The organism is Actinopolyspora sabaoui (assembly GCF_051225635.1).
In the GTDB taxonomy this organism is placed as follows: Bacteria; Actinomycetota; Actinomycetes; order Mycobacteriales; family Pseudonocardiaceae; genus Actinopolyspora.
This window is the reverse complement of the sequence record NZ_JBMIHH010000009.1, coordinates 156,120-170,869: the sequence shown is the minus strand read 5'-3', so window position 1 is coordinate 170,869 and position 14,750 is coordinate 156,120. Positions and strand designations below refer to the sequence as shown.

General features: G+C 68.7%; 10 protein-coding genes. 6 read left to right on the top strand and 4 right to left on the bottom strand.

Annotated features, from left to right (window positions below; translation table 11 throughout):
* Positions 1-49: 49 nt before the first annotated feature.
* From groL to ACOQFL_RS17655, 4 genes are all read right to left on the bottom strand, one after another.
* Positions 50-1,702, bottom strand: coding sequence for a chaperonin GroEL (groL, locus tag ACOQFL_RS17670; protein ID WP_092974995.1), 1,653 nt, complete (start codon positions 1,700-1,702; stop codon positions 50-52).
* 341 nt (positions 1,703-2,043) lie between these two features.
* Complete coding sequence (locus ACOQFL_RS17665) at positions 2,044-3,348, bottom strand: serine/threonine protein kinase (protein ID WP_435545289.1); 1,305 nt, start codon at positions 3,346-3,348, stop codon at positions 2,044-2,046.
* A 369-nt stretch (positions 3,349-3,717) separates the two neighbouring features.
* Positions 3,718-3,921 carry a cold-shock protein gene (locus ACOQFL_RS17660; protein ID WP_092628981.1) on the bottom strand — a complete coding sequence of 68 codons (204 nt, stop codon included), beginning with the start codon at positions 3,919-3,921 and terminating at the stop codon, positions 3,718-3,720.
* A gap of 257 nt (positions 3,922-4,178) precedes the next feature.
* On the bottom strand, positions 4,179-4,835 hold the full coding sequence (locus ACOQFL_RS17655) for an AIM24 family protein (protein WP_435545288.1): 657 nt from the start codon (positions 4,833-4,835) through the stop codon (positions 4,179-4,181).
* A 189-nt stretch (positions 4,836-5,024) separates the two neighbouring features.
* On the opposite strand from ACOQFL_RS17655, the gene moeA reads away from it, so the two are divergent.
* The 6 genes from moeA (at position 5,025) to ACOQFL_RS17625 (ending at position 14,740) form a co-directional block, all read left to right on the top strand.
* Positions 5,025-6,284, top strand: coding sequence for a molybdopterin molybdotransferase MoeA (gene moeA, locus ACOQFL_RS17650; RefSeq protein ID WP_435545287.1), 1,260 nt, complete (start codon positions 5,025-5,027; stop codon positions 6,282-6,284).
* A gap of 491 nt (positions 6,285-6,775) precedes the next feature.
* The gene (locus tag ACOQFL_RS17645) at positions 6,776-8,761 is read left to right on the top strand and encodes a M48 family metallopeptidase (protein ID WP_435545286.1); all 1,986 of its coding nucleotides are present in this window, start codon (positions 6,776-6,778) and stop codon (positions 8,759-8,761) included.
* A 593-nt stretch (positions 8,762-9,354) separates the two neighbouring features.
* Positions 9,355-10,086, top strand: a complete 732-nt coding sequence (locus ACOQFL_RS17640) for a phosphatidylserine decarboxylase (RefSeq protein ID WP_435545285.1) — start codon at positions 9,355-9,357, stop codon at positions 10,084-10,086.
* Positions 10,083-11,027: a CDP-diacylglycerol--serine O-phosphatidyltransferase gene (gene pssA, locus ACOQFL_RS17635; RefSeq protein ID WP_435545284.1), complete on the top strand. Its 945-nt coding sequence runs from the start codon at positions 10,083-10,085 to the stop codon at positions 11,025-11,027. The genes ACOQFL_RS17640 and pssA overlap by 4 nt, the downstream gene beginning before the upstream one ends.
* A 193-nt stretch (positions 11,028-11,220) precedes the next feature.
* Complete coding sequence (locus ACOQFL_RS17630) at positions 11,221-12,153, top strand: cation diffusion facilitator family transporter (RefSeq protein WP_435545283.1); 933 nt, start codon at positions 11,221-11,223, stop codon at positions 12,151-12,153.
* A gap of 322 nt (positions 12,154-12,475) precedes the next feature.
* Positions 12,476-14,740: an AAA family ATPase gene (locus tag ACOQFL_RS17625; protein ID WP_435545282.1), complete on the top strand. Its 2,265-nt coding sequence runs from the start codon at positions 12,476-12,478 to the stop codon at positions 14,738-14,740.
* Positions 14,741-14,750 lie beyond the last annotated feature (10 nt).

Below are 14,750 nucleotides of genomic sequence, written 5' to 3'. Positions count from 1 at the left end.
CTGTCGCCGTCGACGACGGCGACAGCGGCGAGAACGTCCTAACCGGACGTCACATCATGCCGCCCATGCCACCCATACCGCCCATGCCGCCGGTCGGGTCACCGCCGCCGGCATCGCCGCCACCGTTCTTCTCCGGCTTGTCGGCGACAACGGCCTCGGTCGTCAGGAACAGACCGGCGATCGAGGAAGCGTTCTGCACGGCGGAACGAGTCACCTTGGCCGGGTCGATGACGCCTGCCTGGATCAGGTCCTCGTACTCGCCGGTGGCCGCGTTGAGGCCGTGTCCGGGGGAGAGCCCCTTGACCTTCTCGACCACGACGCCACCCTCGAGACCGGAGTTGACCGCGATCTGCTTGAGCGGGCCCTCGACAGCGGTACGGACGCTGTTGGCACCGGTGGCCTCGTCGCCCTCCAGCTTGAGGTTGTCGAAGGCGGAAACGGCGGCCTGCAGCAGCGCCACACCACCACCGGCGAGAACGCCCTCCTCCACGGCGGCCTTGGCGTTGCGCACCGCGTCCTCGATGCGGTGCTTGCGCTCCTTGAGCTCGACCTCCGTGGCGGCACCGGCCTTGATGACGGCGACACCGCCGGCCAGCTTGGCCAGCCGCTCCTGCAGCTTCTCGCGGTCGTAGTCGGAGTCCGAGCGCTCGATCTCGGCACGGATCTCGTTGACCCTGCCGGAGATCTGCTCGTCGTCACCGACACCGTCGATGATGGTGGTCTCGTCCTTGCTGACCACGACCTTGCGGGCGCGACCCAGCATGGACAGGTCGGCACTGTCCAGCTTGAGGCCGACTTCCTCGCTGATGACCTGGCCACCGGTCAGGATGGCCATGTCCTGCAGCATCGCCTTGCGGCGGTCGCCGAAGCCCGGTGCCTTCACGGCCACGGACTTGAAGGTGCCGCGCATGTTGTTGACGATCAGGGTCGGCAGCGCCTCACCCTCGATGTCCTCGGCGATGATCAGCAGCGGCTTGTTGGACTGCATGACCTTCTCCAGCAGCGGGAGAAGATCCTTGATGTTGGAGATCTTCGAGCTCAGCAGCAGGATGTAGGGGTCGTCCAGCGACGCCTCCATCCGCTCCTGGTCGGTCACGAAGTAGGGCGAGACGTAGCCCTTGTCGAAGCGCATGCCCTCGGTGAGCTCCAGCTCGAGCCCGAAGGTGTTGCTCTCCTCGACGGTGATGACGCCTTCCTTGCCGACCTTGTCCATCGCCTCCGCGATGAGCTCGCCGATCTGGGAGTCGCCTGCCGAGATCGCGGCGGTCGCGGCGATCTGCTCCTTGGTCTCGATCTCCGTGGCGTTCTTGAGCAGCTGCTCGGCGACGGCCTCGGTGGCCTTCTCGATGCCCCGCTTCAGAGCGGTGGGGCTGGCACCCGCCGCGACGTTGCGCAGGCCCTCGCGCACCAGCGCCTGGGCCAGGACGGTGGCGGTGGTGGTGCCGTCACCGGCGACGTCGTCGGTCTTCTTGGCGACCTCCTTGACCAGCTCGGCCCCGATCTTCTCCCAGGGGTCCTCGAGCTCGATCTCCTTGGCGATGGAGACGCCGTCGTTGGTGATGGTCGGCGCGCCCCACTTCTTTTCGAGCACGACGTTGCGGCCCTTGGGGCCGAGCGTCACCTTGACGGCGTCGGCGAGGGAATTCATGCCGCGCTCAAGACCGCGGCGGGCGTCCTCGTCGAACGCGATCATCTTGGCCATTGCGGTGTGGTCCTCCAGCTTTTTGGACGCCGTGGGATCGGCGGATTCCACGGCAGGACTCGTGCTCGGCCAGGCTCGGTGCCCGCGACGGACGACCGGTCACCACGCGAATGCGCGGCTACGGCCTCACCGTCCCGACCTGGCACTCACCCCTACTGAGTGCCAGTATCGTGTTTAGCACTCACCGACAGCGAGTGCAAGCCAGCGGGCGGAACGCTTTCGGGGAAAACGTCCCGGGAGGGGCCGCGTCGGGAGGCCCGGGAGCACACCGGGCGGACCGGGGTGCGGGAGCCGCTCCCCCACGAAGCACGCCCGCCGCGAACAGCGACGAGCGGCGAGTACTAGCCGAACGCGATGATTAAAATCACCACGATCACGGTGAACACCGATATCGCCAGCACCGGAACCAGCCAGCGGGCTGTGCTGTCCGACTTCTTCGCGAAGGATGCGGACTGCGCGGGCATCGGCGGGCGCAACCGCACCGGTTCACCCGGCCCCTGCTGCGAGCCGCCAGGGGGCATCGGCTGTCTGGGGCCACCGACGGGCGGTGGCCCGGCGGGTGCTCCCGGACCGGCGGGCATCCCCGGAGCGCCCGCGCCGGGGCGGGGGCCGGGCGGTGTCGTTCCACCCGGAGGCGTACCGGGCGGGGCCATTCCGCCGGGAGGAGTACCGGGCGGGGCCGTCGGCTGGGGCTGCGACTGGGGTTGGGGTGGAACCGGCCCGGAGGGCATCGGCTGCGGGCCGGAAGGTGGCTGCCCAGCCGAGGGCGGCGCCTCCGGAGGGGCCGGGCGTGGGGGCTGGTCGCCCTGCTTCCCCAACGAGCTCAACGCGTTCCTGGTCGCGGAGATGAGCTCCTTGCAGTTGCCATAGCGCTGCTCGGGCGTCTTACCCATCCCCCTGCGCAGCACCTCGTCGATCATGGGCGGCAGCGCCACGCGGGAGGTGACCCGGGGAGGATCCAGCTGAAGATGCCCCTGGATGATCTCCTGCACCTCACCCTTGTAGGGAGCGCTGCCGGTCAGGCAGGCGAACAGCATGCACGCCAGCGCGTAGAGATCGGTCCTGCCGTCGACGGACTCGCCACGCAGGTGCTCCGGGGCGGCGTAGGTGGGCGAACCGAGGAAATCGCCGGTGCTCGTTCGATGCCCGGTGGCGCCACGCCTGGTGAGCCCGAAGTCGGCCAGATAGACGTGTTCGTGTGAGGCCTCCCTGGAGGTGACCAGCACGTTGGCCGGTTTGAGATCAAGGTGCACCAGCCCTTGCTCGTGCAGGGTGTCGAGCGCCTCCGCCACCTGCCCCAGCAGTTCGACCGCGCGGTTGGGCGCGATCGGCCCTTCCGAGATGAGGCTGGCGAGGTCGGACCCGTCGACCAGCCGCATCGCGATGTAGAGCATCCCGTCGACTTCACCGAAGTCGTAGAGCGGCACGATGTTGGCGTGGTCGATGGCCGAGGTGTTGCGCGCCTCGTCCACGAAACGTTCACGGAACTCACTGTCCCCGGTTATGTGCTCACCCATCACCTTCAGGGCGACCTTGCGCCCCAGGCGGACATCGGTGGCGCGGTACATGACACTCATGCCACCGCGACCGAGAACTCCATCGATCTTGTAGTGGCCGAGACGGCGCCCGGTGAGGTCTTCCGACACGCCGATCAGCCTAACGTTCCGGCGGCACCACCGTCCGCCGGTGCGGCCCCCACACCATCCGGGTGGAGCAGTTCCCGGCGCCGCCCGCCCTCTCCGGCAAGCAAGCCGGTTTCCCGCCGGGGCGGCGTCAATTTCCCACGAAATCGCCGCGCCGCTGTCGCCGACGAAGGCCGAGCTCCCGCCACACCCGCAGGCAGAGCTCCGGCCACCCTCGCAGTCGGCACCGCCGCGGGTTCTCCGGTGCGGCTCTCGCGAGGAAGGCCCGACGTTGTGTAGGTCGCTACCCGATGTCGGGCCTCCCCGCAGCGAGAGCCGTGCCAGAGGTTCCGCCACAGAATCACTTACGACAAAAGAGGCCACACAGTCCGGTTAAATTTTGTGGACACCGTCAGCCTGGCTCCGCCCGTCCCGCCCGGGCTTCACCTCGTACTCCACGCGGTCCCCCTCGTCGAGGGTGCGGAATCCGTCCATCTCGATCGCCGTGTAGTGCACGAAGACATCCGACCCGTTGTCGGTGGCGATGAATCCGTAGCCTTTTTCGGAGTTGAACCACTTGACCGTGCCGACAGCCACGGCGTCCTCCTTGAAATATGATGCGCGACGCCTGGGGGCGCCGATGTAGCAAGCGCTACGCTACCGCATGGAACAGGGGAAGTCGCGATCTCGACCGGACCGATTTCTGTGATCTTCCCCCAAAGAACGAGCCGTCGGGAAGCACCCGCGGCGCCCGTCCCGAGAATTTCCGGCAAGATTCCGAGAAGTTCACCCGTACGGGAGCACGAACCACCGTGCGTTCCCCCGAAAGACCGACCACGAACGAGGCCCCGGAATCAGTGTCCGCTCGCCGAGTGCAGCCAGGACGACAATCTGCGCGGATTGCGGGTCTGAGTCACCACCCGCCCCGGACCGGCGAAATCGAAAACCAGTCCCGCACCGGTCCGCAGGGATTGTGCGCGGCCGGGTTCGAATTGCCGCAATCGGGACTGCACGGTGTCCACATAGGCCACCAGGTGTCCGGTGTCGATCGTCACGAATTCACCGGCCCGCAGATCGTGCACGTCCAGCGCCCCACAGCAGGCCAGCACCAGTTGCCCCTGCCCGGTGGCGTGCGCGAGGAACCCGGGGCGCCCACCGAACAGGGGCTGGAAACCCTGCCATCGAGTGTCCAGTCGCACCGTTCCCGCCGCTGCCAACCAGGAATCCCGCGCGATGCACCAGTCGTTGTTGCCGTCCAATTCTATGGTGTGCACGTCGCCGGGAAGACTGGGTGCCACATCGACCCAGCCGCCCTGCGGCCCGGCCGAGTAGGCGGATTCGGGGATCGAGTCACCCACCAGCGCCCTGATACCCCCGCGACGCGGGGCACGGGTACTCGTCACACCGTAACTGGTGGCCATCGCCTCACATCCGGTGCGCGCCACCTCTCCCGCACCGAGTACGAGACGGGCCACGCCGAATGAGGACTGATGACGGGAACGAACCTGCACGATCACCTCCCCAGCCGTGGCACGGCACTTCGCCGAGCACGATCACCCCGCCGAAGTCTGCCATGCGCACCTCGCCCACCGGACGGACGCCGGGACGAACGCCCCTCGGGAACGGCCGACCGGAAACCCTGACGGAAACCGACCGTGGGGTGCCGACACCGACGAACCGGGGGCGACATCGGGCACGCGATGTCCGATGATCGGGGTGTGGGCCACACGACTGACACCTCGACCCTGCTGCCGGTGGACGAGTACCGCGAGCGGGTCTCGAACCTGCTCGCCGCCACCGGGGTGCGACACCGCGCCCTCGACGAGTGCCTGGGACTGGCGCTCGCCGAGGACGTGACGGCACCGATCCCGCTGCCGCCCTTCGACAACTCGGCTATGGACGGCTACGCCGTACGCGCCGCGGACGTGGCCGAGGCGGATTCGCAGCATCCCGTGACGCTGCCGGTGATCGCCGACATCCCGGCAGGCCGGGTGGACGTCCCGCCCCTGGAACCGGGCACCGCACACCGGATCATGACCGGAGCACAACTTCCTCCCGGAGCGGAGGCCGCTGTCCCGGTGGAACTCACCGACGGCGGCACCGAACGGGTCACCGTGCACCGCGCGGTGCCCGAGGGAAGCAACCTCCGCCGCGCGGGTGAGGACGTGGCGGTGGGTCAGGTCGTCCTCGAACGGGGTCAGACGCTGGGAGCGGCCCAGCTGGGACTGGCCGCGGCCGTGGGCAACGCCGAGCTGCCGGTTCACCGTGCCCCGAGGGTGCTGGTGCTTTCCACCGGTTCCGAGCTGGTCGAGCCGGGCACGGAGTTGCTGCCGGGCCAGATCTACGAGTCGAACGGCACCATGCTCGCCGCGGCGGTGCGCCAGTGCGGCGGTGAGGCGACACTGCTGCGGTTCGTTCCCGACGAGGTTTCGGAACTGCACGCCGCGCTGGAACCCCACTTGGCCGAGACCGATCTGATCCTGACTTCCGGCGGGGTGAGCGCGGGCGCCTACGAGGTGGTCAAGGACGCGCTGGCGGACTCCGGCGTGCGGTTCGACAAGGTGGCCATCCAGCCGGGAATGCCGCAGGGCTCGGGACACTACGAGGCTGCCGGGTACCGCGTTCCGGTGGTCACGTTGCCGGGAAACCCGGTCAGTTCGATCGTCTCCTTCGAGGTCTTCGTCCGGCCGGCACTGCGTCGCGCCGGTGGACACCGCGCCACACAACGCCGGCATCGCCGGGTGACGCTCACCGAGACGCTGCGCTCACCGAGTGGGAAGCGGCAGTACCGCAGGGGCAGCTTCGACCCGGAAACCGACACCGTGACGACGCGTGGTGGGGCGGGCTCCCACCTGCTTTCCGGGATGGCCATGGCCGACTGCCTGCTGGAGTTGCCGGAGGAGAGTACCGACGTGCCCACCGGAAGTACCGTCGACATCTGGCTACTGAGTGAGCACTGACGGCACCGCTCGCGTGCGTGGTCGGTTAGCCGTCACGTGAGTCGGCGCCTTGCGGCGTTGGGCCGGCTCTTGAGTAGCGACCTACGCGGCGAGCGGCCCGGCCTTGCAATGCATCCGACTCACGCACCGGGGACGATCCCGCTGCCGCGCTCATGGTCGCGTCTCGACGGACGGCGCGGCGATTTCGTGGGAAATTGACACCGTCCCGAGGTCGGGCGGCGGTGCCGACCGCGTGAGTGGTCGGAGCTCGGCGCTGCCTCGTAGCGGCACCGCGATTTCGCGAGAGGTTTCGCTACCCGCACCGCGAGACAAACCGACCCGACCACGGGCACGGGCACGACGCGTAATGGTGGCGCCGTACCGGCACAGCGAGGCACAGCCCTGTGAACTGGAACGATCCGAGTGTGTAGCGGGCTCCCTACCGCCGGGGCGCATCAGGTGACTAGCCTGACCGGGCATTCGTGGACCAATATCAGTCGGGAGTTGTCACTGTGCGTGGCCCATGGCGCGCTGCCCTGGCGGTGGCGCTGCACATCGGATTCTTGGTCGTACCGGCAGCACTGGTCCTCGGCATGGTGGGTATAACGGCCTACACGATTCGTTACGACCTCGGCGACGGGTTGCAGGCCGGCTTCGCGGCTCTGCTGGTCGGGGCCTCGATAGCGATGGTTCTCCGAGGAGTACTGCGTGCGGGACACCGCCATCCGCTCGGTGTGGTGGTGGACGGCGAGGCACAGCCACAGCTGTGGCGCAGACTCCGGAAGGTCGCCGAGAGCGCCGAGGCGAACAGCCCCGACGAACTGCGCGTGACGTGCGAACCGACGCTGCGGATGCGGGAACGGACCCGATTGTTGGGCCTGCTGCGCAGTGGGTCGCACCTGGAGCTCGGGCTGCCGTTGCTGGCGGGTCTCACCGTGAGCGAACTGTCCGCGGTGCTGGCCGACGAGATCGGCAGCAGGGAGGGTGGTGGACCGGACGCACTGGCCGTCCGGATCCGCGACGCGGTGATCGAGACGGAACGCGACATGGTGGGTGGCCCCACCAAGTGGCTGTTCAGCGGGTACGCCGAGTTCTACAAGCGGATCACGGCACCGCTGGCCCGGGGACGAGTGATGCGTGGGGATGCCGTCGCCGTGCACCTGGCGGGCAAACGCACCACGATGGCGGCGCTGCGCAAGCGGGTGGGGCTGGAACTCGGCTGGGAGGACTACAGCGCCGAGTACCTGAGCATGGCCACCCGGGTGGGGCGGACCCCGGAGATACTGCCCGGTTTCCGGGCGTTCCTGGAACACCCGGAACGCAAGCACGGCCTCGCCGAACGGGCCAAGGAGAGCATCGCCGCCGAGCAATCCGCGGACGCGGCACGCCCCACTGTGGCGCAACGACTCGACGTGTTGAAGCGGGCCAGTCACGAGCCCGACGAGACCGACGATCGTCCCGCTCTCGCACTGATACGCGAGCCTCGCCGCGATATTCCGGCGATCGAGGACCGACTGCTGGTGGAGGATCTGGGTGAACGCACTCCCTGGCCCGAGCTGGCCAGACTCGCGGGCAGCCACGACGTCGCGGTCAAGGCCGGTGAGCTGAGCTCGGCCGTCGAGCAGAGCGGGGTCTCGACGGAACCGACCCTGGTGGGGGTACTCACCGCCATTCACCGTGGGGAGACGGCCGATCTGATCAACCCCGCGCTCAATCCGGGGCTCGCCCCGGAGCTGGTGGACGATGCGGTAGTGGACACCATGACCGAGCTGCTCGGTGCCGCTGTGGTGGACGCGCTGGTCAGGTCCGAACGGGCTCAGCACGAGCTGGACTGGGGCGGCCCCGCCACGGTGCAGCTCACCGACGGCCGTGCGCTGGATCCCGACAAGCTGGTCCGGCCCGCCGTGCTCGACCCGCGGCTCGTGCCCGGGCTGCACCGCCACCTGGTGCATCTCGGGGTGCCGTTGGACCACGCGCAGCCCGCCAGCGAGGAGCCCGAGCCGAAGCTCTCGGGGATCGTGAGCCCGGTGCGCCACGCCGAGGAGTCCTACGATCTGCTGGTGACCGATCGCGGATTACTGCTGCTGCCCGATCGGACCCGTTGGATGTACCGATTGCTCGCCGGAGCGCTGACTCCGGTGCGCCGCTCCGAGCACGAGCGGTTGGACCGGCTGGCGGCCACCCCGGTGCACCGGCTACGCGAGCTGGAGGGCGCGCAGTGGTTGGACAGCCGGGACGTGGCCACGGCCGAGCTCCACGAGGACGGTGCGGACTGGGAACTGACGCTGGACCTCTACCTGGACGAGTACGCGGTTTCGGAGGTTTCGTCCTCCGCCACGGAGTTCGGCGAATCGGAGTCGCCGGAGGACGAGGGGCTGACCAGAATCCGAATTCGCAGCATCCCGGATTCGGGTTCGCGTGGAGCTCCTTACTCGGGCTTGGGGGAACTCATGGGAGCGCGCATGGCGACGGCCGAAAATAATCATCAATTCGAGTGAGGCAATCGCGACAGTATGCACGCAAAGTCATTAAATCTGTGACGAAAGTCCTCCGTTCGCGGCTACGCAGTTCCCTATGAGTTCTATTACACTGGTATCAGCATCACAACCAGTCGATGGATTGCATCCAGAGACGTGTCGGGCTTTCCGGCATGGTTTCCCACCACCTGGAGATGAGGCCACCACCTGGAGATGAGGACTACGGGTGCGTGTGCCGTCGGGGGGCACACGGATCCACCGGGGGGACCGTTCGGAGTCAGCGGGGAGACCCCGAGCGGTCGTGACTCCGGGACGACATCGGCGCATCGGGGGCGCTGATGTCGCCCCGGGGTTCACTTTCGTTCGAGCCCGTTTTCCGTACCTCGCTTCGGCCGCGGGCGGATCGGGACGTCCCAGCCATCCGGCCCGTGTGATCGCGGTGTGCATATGGTCGCGGTGCACACGTGACCGCGCACACATGACGACGCAGCAGGTCAACGACCAATCCCACCCCCTGTGCACAACCGGCGACCGGATATCAGCGATGCTGTAGCGGCGGCGACGCAACCGACACGTCGCAGCCCTATCCGTCGACGCAGGGGCGAGCCACCTCGATGAACAACGCGGATTCCGCACCGAACAACGGCCCGTTACACAAGCTGGCGCGACTGGCCCGCGAGACCATCCCACCGATGCACCCGGCGGGAAGACCGTTCGTGCTGGCCTGCGCACTCGCCACCCTGCTGCTCCGCCGACTCTGGCGCCCCGCCGGAACCCCGGCCGCGCTGCTCACCGCCTGGTGCGCCTGGTTCTTCCGGGAACCCCACAGGGTCACCCCCACCAGGTCGGGCATAGCGGTCGCTCCGGCCGACGGCACGATCGCGGAAATCACGAAGGCGACTCCCCCGGCGGAGCTGGAGCTGCCCGATGGGGAGATGCTGCGGGTGAGCACCTTCCTGACGGTATTCGACGTGCACGTCCAGCGCGCCCCGGCCGACGGCGAGATCACCGGGCTGGCCTACCGCCCCGGAGCTTTCCTCTCCGCCGACCTGGACAAGGCCAGCGAGGACAACGAACGCAACTCGATGCTGCTGCGCACCACTGGCGGAGCGGAACTCGCCGTGGTGCAGATAGCCGGGCTGGTGGCCCGGCGGATCGTGTGCTCGGTGAGCGAGGGCAGCACGGTCACCGCGGGCAGCACCTACGGCCTCATCCGGTTCGGCTCCCGAGTGGATCTGTACCTGCCTTCGAACAGCCGGGTTCTCGTCGAACCGGGCCAACGGACGGTCGGCGGTGAGACCGTACTCGCCGAACTCACCACCGAGCAGGACGGTGTGCGGGCATGAGCGAGGCGCGCTCGAATCCTCCCGGCGTCCGGTTCCTGCCGAACGCGATCACCGTGCTGGCCATGTGCGCCGGACTGTCCGCGGTGCAATTCGCACTCAATCAGCAGCTCAAGGGAGCCATCGCCGCCGTTGCGGTGGCCGCGCTGCTGGACGCGCTGGACGGCCGAATCGCCCGGCTGCTCGACGCGACCACGAGGATGGGCGCGGAACTGGATTCGCTGTCCGACGCGATGTCCTTCGGAGTGGCCCCGGCCCTCACGCTCTATGCCTGGCAGCTGGCGGGTAACCGCGTGGGCTGGGTGGTGGCCCTGATCTTCGCGGTGTGCATGATCCTGCGCCTGGCACGGTTCAACACCCTGCTCGACGACGGTGACCAACCACCGTTCAGCAAGGAGTTCTTCGTCGGTGTGCCCGCCCCGGCGGCGGGGCTGCTGGCACTGCTCCCGATCGTGGTCACCGCGGCCGTGGGTGGCCCGGGCTGGTGGTCGAGCCAGCCCGCGGTCATGATCTGGATGATCGCGGTCGCCGCGCTCGCGGTCAGCAGAGTTCCGACGCTCTCGCTGAAAACGGTCAAGGTACCGGCGAAGCTGATCGCCCCCCTGCTGGTCGTGGTCGCGGTACTGGCGGCGGGGATCGTGACCTACCCACTGCTGTTTTTGACCGTGGTGCTCGTGGGCTATCTGGTACACGTTCCCTACGCCGCCTACCGGCACCACTGGTTGGCCAATCACCCCGAGGTCTGGGAGTTCCCACCCCGCGAGCGACGGGCGATGCGGCGCAGCCAACGTCGGCTCGGGCTGCGCCCGCCGCTGCGGCGTCGGGTCGCGGGCGCGGCACGACGGGTCCGGTTACCGCGGCGTGGCGGCGACCGAAACGGCGAGAACCGCCGCAGCTACCGCACGCTGGGCCTGCGGCACCGCTCCAAGTACCCACCCGAGTAACCACACGCCCCCGGATACCGGCGCGACCAGCCGGTATCCGCTCCCTTCCATGTTCGGAGCTCGTTACGCCCGGCCCGAATTCGTTCGAAGCGGGTTCGGCGCGGCAACGTCGACACCGACCGACGACACAGCGGATTCCCGAACTCGTGATCGGCGGATGCGCGGGCGTAACGCCGGGGTCATGCTTGCCCCGATGCCGGATACGTCGGACACACCGGAAACGGGCGGAGCCCGTTCCGCGACGGCCACCCGCAGCCTGCTGATCTCGGTGATCGGCGCGGCCGCCTTCGCCGTGCTGGCACTGTTCTGGGGCCTGGCCGTCAGCTCCCCGATGATCGTGTTCGACGGGCTGTACTCGTTCGTGAGCGTACTGCTCTCGCTGGTTTCGGTAGCGGCGGTGCGCACGATCGAACGCGGGGCCGACGAGCGGTACCCGTTCGGAAGACACGCCTGGGAACCGCTGACCGTGATCCTCAAGGCGGTTTCACTGGCAACGCTGTGCGGCTACGCACTGATCGGCGCCATCGGCGACATCCTGGCGGGCGGCAAACATCCGGAGACGATCCCGGCTGTACTGTACGCGCTGGTCGCCACGGTCGGCGCCGGGCTGATGACCCGCTACCTGCGCTCCCACTCGGATGGACTGGTGCGTGCCGAGGCCGCGCAGTGGTGGATGGACACGCTGCTCAGCGCCGGTGTGCTGCTGGGGTTCCTGCTGGCGCTCGGGCTGGAGCGAGCGGGGTACGCAACGATCGCCGGATACGTCGATCCGGGAATGGTGATCCTGTTCTCCGTGCTGTTTCTGCGGATGCCGGTACGGCTGTTCACCCGCAGTCTGCGCGAGGTGCTCTCGATCTCGGTGGACCCGGCGCTCAGCGGCGACATCGAAACGGCCGTGAACGGGATCGTCGAGCAGTGCCGGTTCGACGAGGTCTTTCTCCGGGTCACCAAGATCGGTGACCAGCTGGACGTGGAGATCGACTTCGTGGTGGGTGTCCACTCCACGGCGCGCGAGGTCACCGAGTTCGACCGGATCAGACAGCAGATCTCGGACATCCTGGATACGATGCCGCACGAGAAGTGGATGACCGTCTCGTTCACCGCCGAACGCCGCTGGGCGCACTGACCCACGGCTCACCCCGGCACTCCTACGGCTCACCCCGCCACGGCGGCGTCAATTTCTCGCGAAATCGCCGCGCCGCTGGGGTGATGTGGCCCCGTGGCCGTCCTTTTCCCGCGAAATCATCACCCGGCACCATCCTCGAGAAGCGACCATGCTGCTGAGCAGCGCAGGGAACCCCGGTGCGTGAGTCGGATGCATTGCAAGGCCGGGCCGCTCGCCGCGTAGATCGCTACTCAAGAGCCGGCCCAACACAGCAAGGCGCCGACTCACGTGCCGGCTACCCGACCACCCGAGCCCGGTCTCCACCAGACATTACTGTCGTGGGGTGAGCGCATCCCTTTCACTACGAGCCCGGTTGTCCACCTCGGCCACCGACCACCGGCGCGGCGTACTGCGGCTGCACCCGGAAGTGCTGGACGCGCTGGGGCTACGGGGCCTGGACGCGGTACGGGTCTCCGGCGCGCGGGACACGGTGGTGTTGGCCGCGAGCGCCCCGGTGCGGGAATCCACCGGTGTGGTGCTGGTCGACGACCTCACTCTCACCAACGCCGGAGCGCGGGAGGGTGACCAACTGGTGGTGACCCCGGAAGAGGTGCGCACCGCGCGCTCGCTGACCGTTTCGGGGTCACGGCTGGCGACCGCCTCGGTAACCCCGGAAACGCTGCGTCAGGCCCTCACGGGGAAAGTGCTGCTCGCCGGGGACACCGTCTCGCTGCTGCCGCAGGACCTGTCCGGAACCCCCTCGGTGACTACGAGCAGGGTGCGCAGCACCCTCTCGGCCGCGATCGGGCTCACCTGGACCAACGAGCTGGTGACCGTCTCGGCCACCGATCCCGCGGGTGCGGTGACCGTGCACCCGGCGACGTTGGTGTCCTGGCAGCGCGATACCCCACCGACGACCTCGACCGGCACCGAACGGGATGACCCCGGCACGACTCCGTCCGCCACCGGGCGGGAAAACTCCCGAACCACCAGGAGTGACGAGGACGAGGCAGCGGCGGACGAACCACCCCACCCGCTGCCGGTCTCGGATCTGGTTGCCGGGCGGCACGCGGCGAAACGCCTGGAGGAGTGGCTGCGACTGTCGTTCGAACAGCCCGAGCTGCTGGCGCGCCTCGGCGCTCCCGCCAGGCTGGGGGTGCTGCTGGACGGTCCTCCCGGTGCGGGCAAGGCCACCCTGGTGCGCTCGGTGACCGCCGCGGTGGGAGCACACCTGATCGAACTGGCGGGGCCCGGCACCGGCGCGCTGGAGGCGGCCACGGCGGCGCAGCGGGTCCGCGACGCACTCCGTCGGGCACGCGCGGCGGCCGCCGAGGCGGGCGGCTGCGTACTGCTGCTCACCGATGTGGACGGTTTGCTGCCCGCGACCTCTCCCCCGCCGCTTTCCACTGTGGTGCTCGACGAGCTGCGTGCCGCTGCCGCCGTGGCCGGGTTGGCGATCGTGGCCACCAGTTCCGATTCGCGACACGTCGACCCCCGGCTGCGCGATGCGGAGCTGCTGGACCGGGAACTGACCGTCGGGTTGGCAGACACGACCACCCGCACCGAGCTGCTGCGGATTCTGCTGCGGAACACCCCACTCGTCCCCGAGGTGGACCTGGGCGAACTCGCCGAACGGACCCCCGGCTTCGTCGCGGCCGATCTGGGGGCGCTGACCAGGGAGGCGGCGGTGCAGGCCGCGCTGCGGCATCGGGCCGAACCGGAGGACGGTCCGCCGGGAGTGCGGCCCGAGGACTTCGAGCAGGCACTGTCGTCGGTCCGGCCCATCTCGATGTCCACCACGGACACGTTGCGCACCGGCGAGCTCGGGTTGGACGACGTGGGCGACATGGCCGAGGTGAAACAGGCCCTGCACGAGACCGTGCTCTGGCCACTGCGGTACCCGGACTCGTTCGCGAGACTGGGAATCCGACCTGCGCGCGGGGTGCTGCTCCACGGACCACCCGGCTGCGGCAAGACCTTCCTGGTGCGCGCCCTCGCCGGAACGGGCAGGCTCAACACGGTAGCGGTCAAGGGAGCGGAACTACTGGACAAATGGGTCGGCGAGTCGGAACGCGCGGTGCGCGACCTGTTCGCGCGGGCGGCGGACGCCGCACCGACCCTGGTTTTCCTGGACGAGATCGACGCGCTCGCACCGGTACGGGGACAGTCCTCGGACTCCGGGGTGACCGACCGGGTGGTGGCAGCGCTGCTCACCGAGCTGGACGGGGTGGAGCCGATGCGCGACGTCGTGGTCATCGGCGCCACGAACCGACCCGAGCTGGTCGATCCGGCACTGCTCCGCCCGGGCAGGCTGGAACGTTCCGTCGGGGTTCCTCCCCCTGACGCGGCGGCGCGGGCGGAGATCCTGCGTACGGCGGGTGCCAACACCCCGTTCGCGGCCGACGTGGATCTGGCGAGTCTCGCCGAGTCGTTGGAAGGCTACTCGGCGGCGGACTGCGCTTCGCTGATCAGGGAAGCCGCGTTGACCGCGCTACGCGAGTCGCTGCACGCGGCCGAGGTGTCGGCCGCGCAGCTGGAATCGGCGCGTGAGCGGGTGCGTCCCTCGCTCAGTCCGGCACAGCTCGCCGCCTTCGAGTCGTTTCAGTGATCCCGGGGCG

What these genes read in the sequence shown, in the direction of transcription:
- groL (WP_092974995.1), bottom strand. Translation starts at nt 1,702, where the DNA reads ATGGCCAAGATGATCGCGTTCGACGAGGACGCCCGCCGCGGTCTTGAG.
- moeA (WP_435545287.1), top strand. Translation starts at nt 5,025, where the DNA reads ATGTCCGATGATCGGGGTGTGGGCCACACGACTGACACCTCGACCCTG.
- ACOQFL_RS17640 (WP_435545285.1), top strand. Translation starts at nt 9,355, where the DNA reads ATGAACAACGCGGATTCCGCACCGAACAACGGCCCGTTACACAAGCTG.
- pssA (WP_435545284.1), top strand. Translation starts at nt 10,083, where the DNA reads ATGAGCGAGGCGCGCTCGAATCCTCCCGGCGTCCGGTTCCTGCCGAAC.
- ACOQFL_RS17630 (WP_435545283.1), top strand. Translation starts at nt 11,221, where the DNA reads ATGCCGGATACGTCGGACACACCGGAAACGGGCGGAGCCCGTTCCGCG.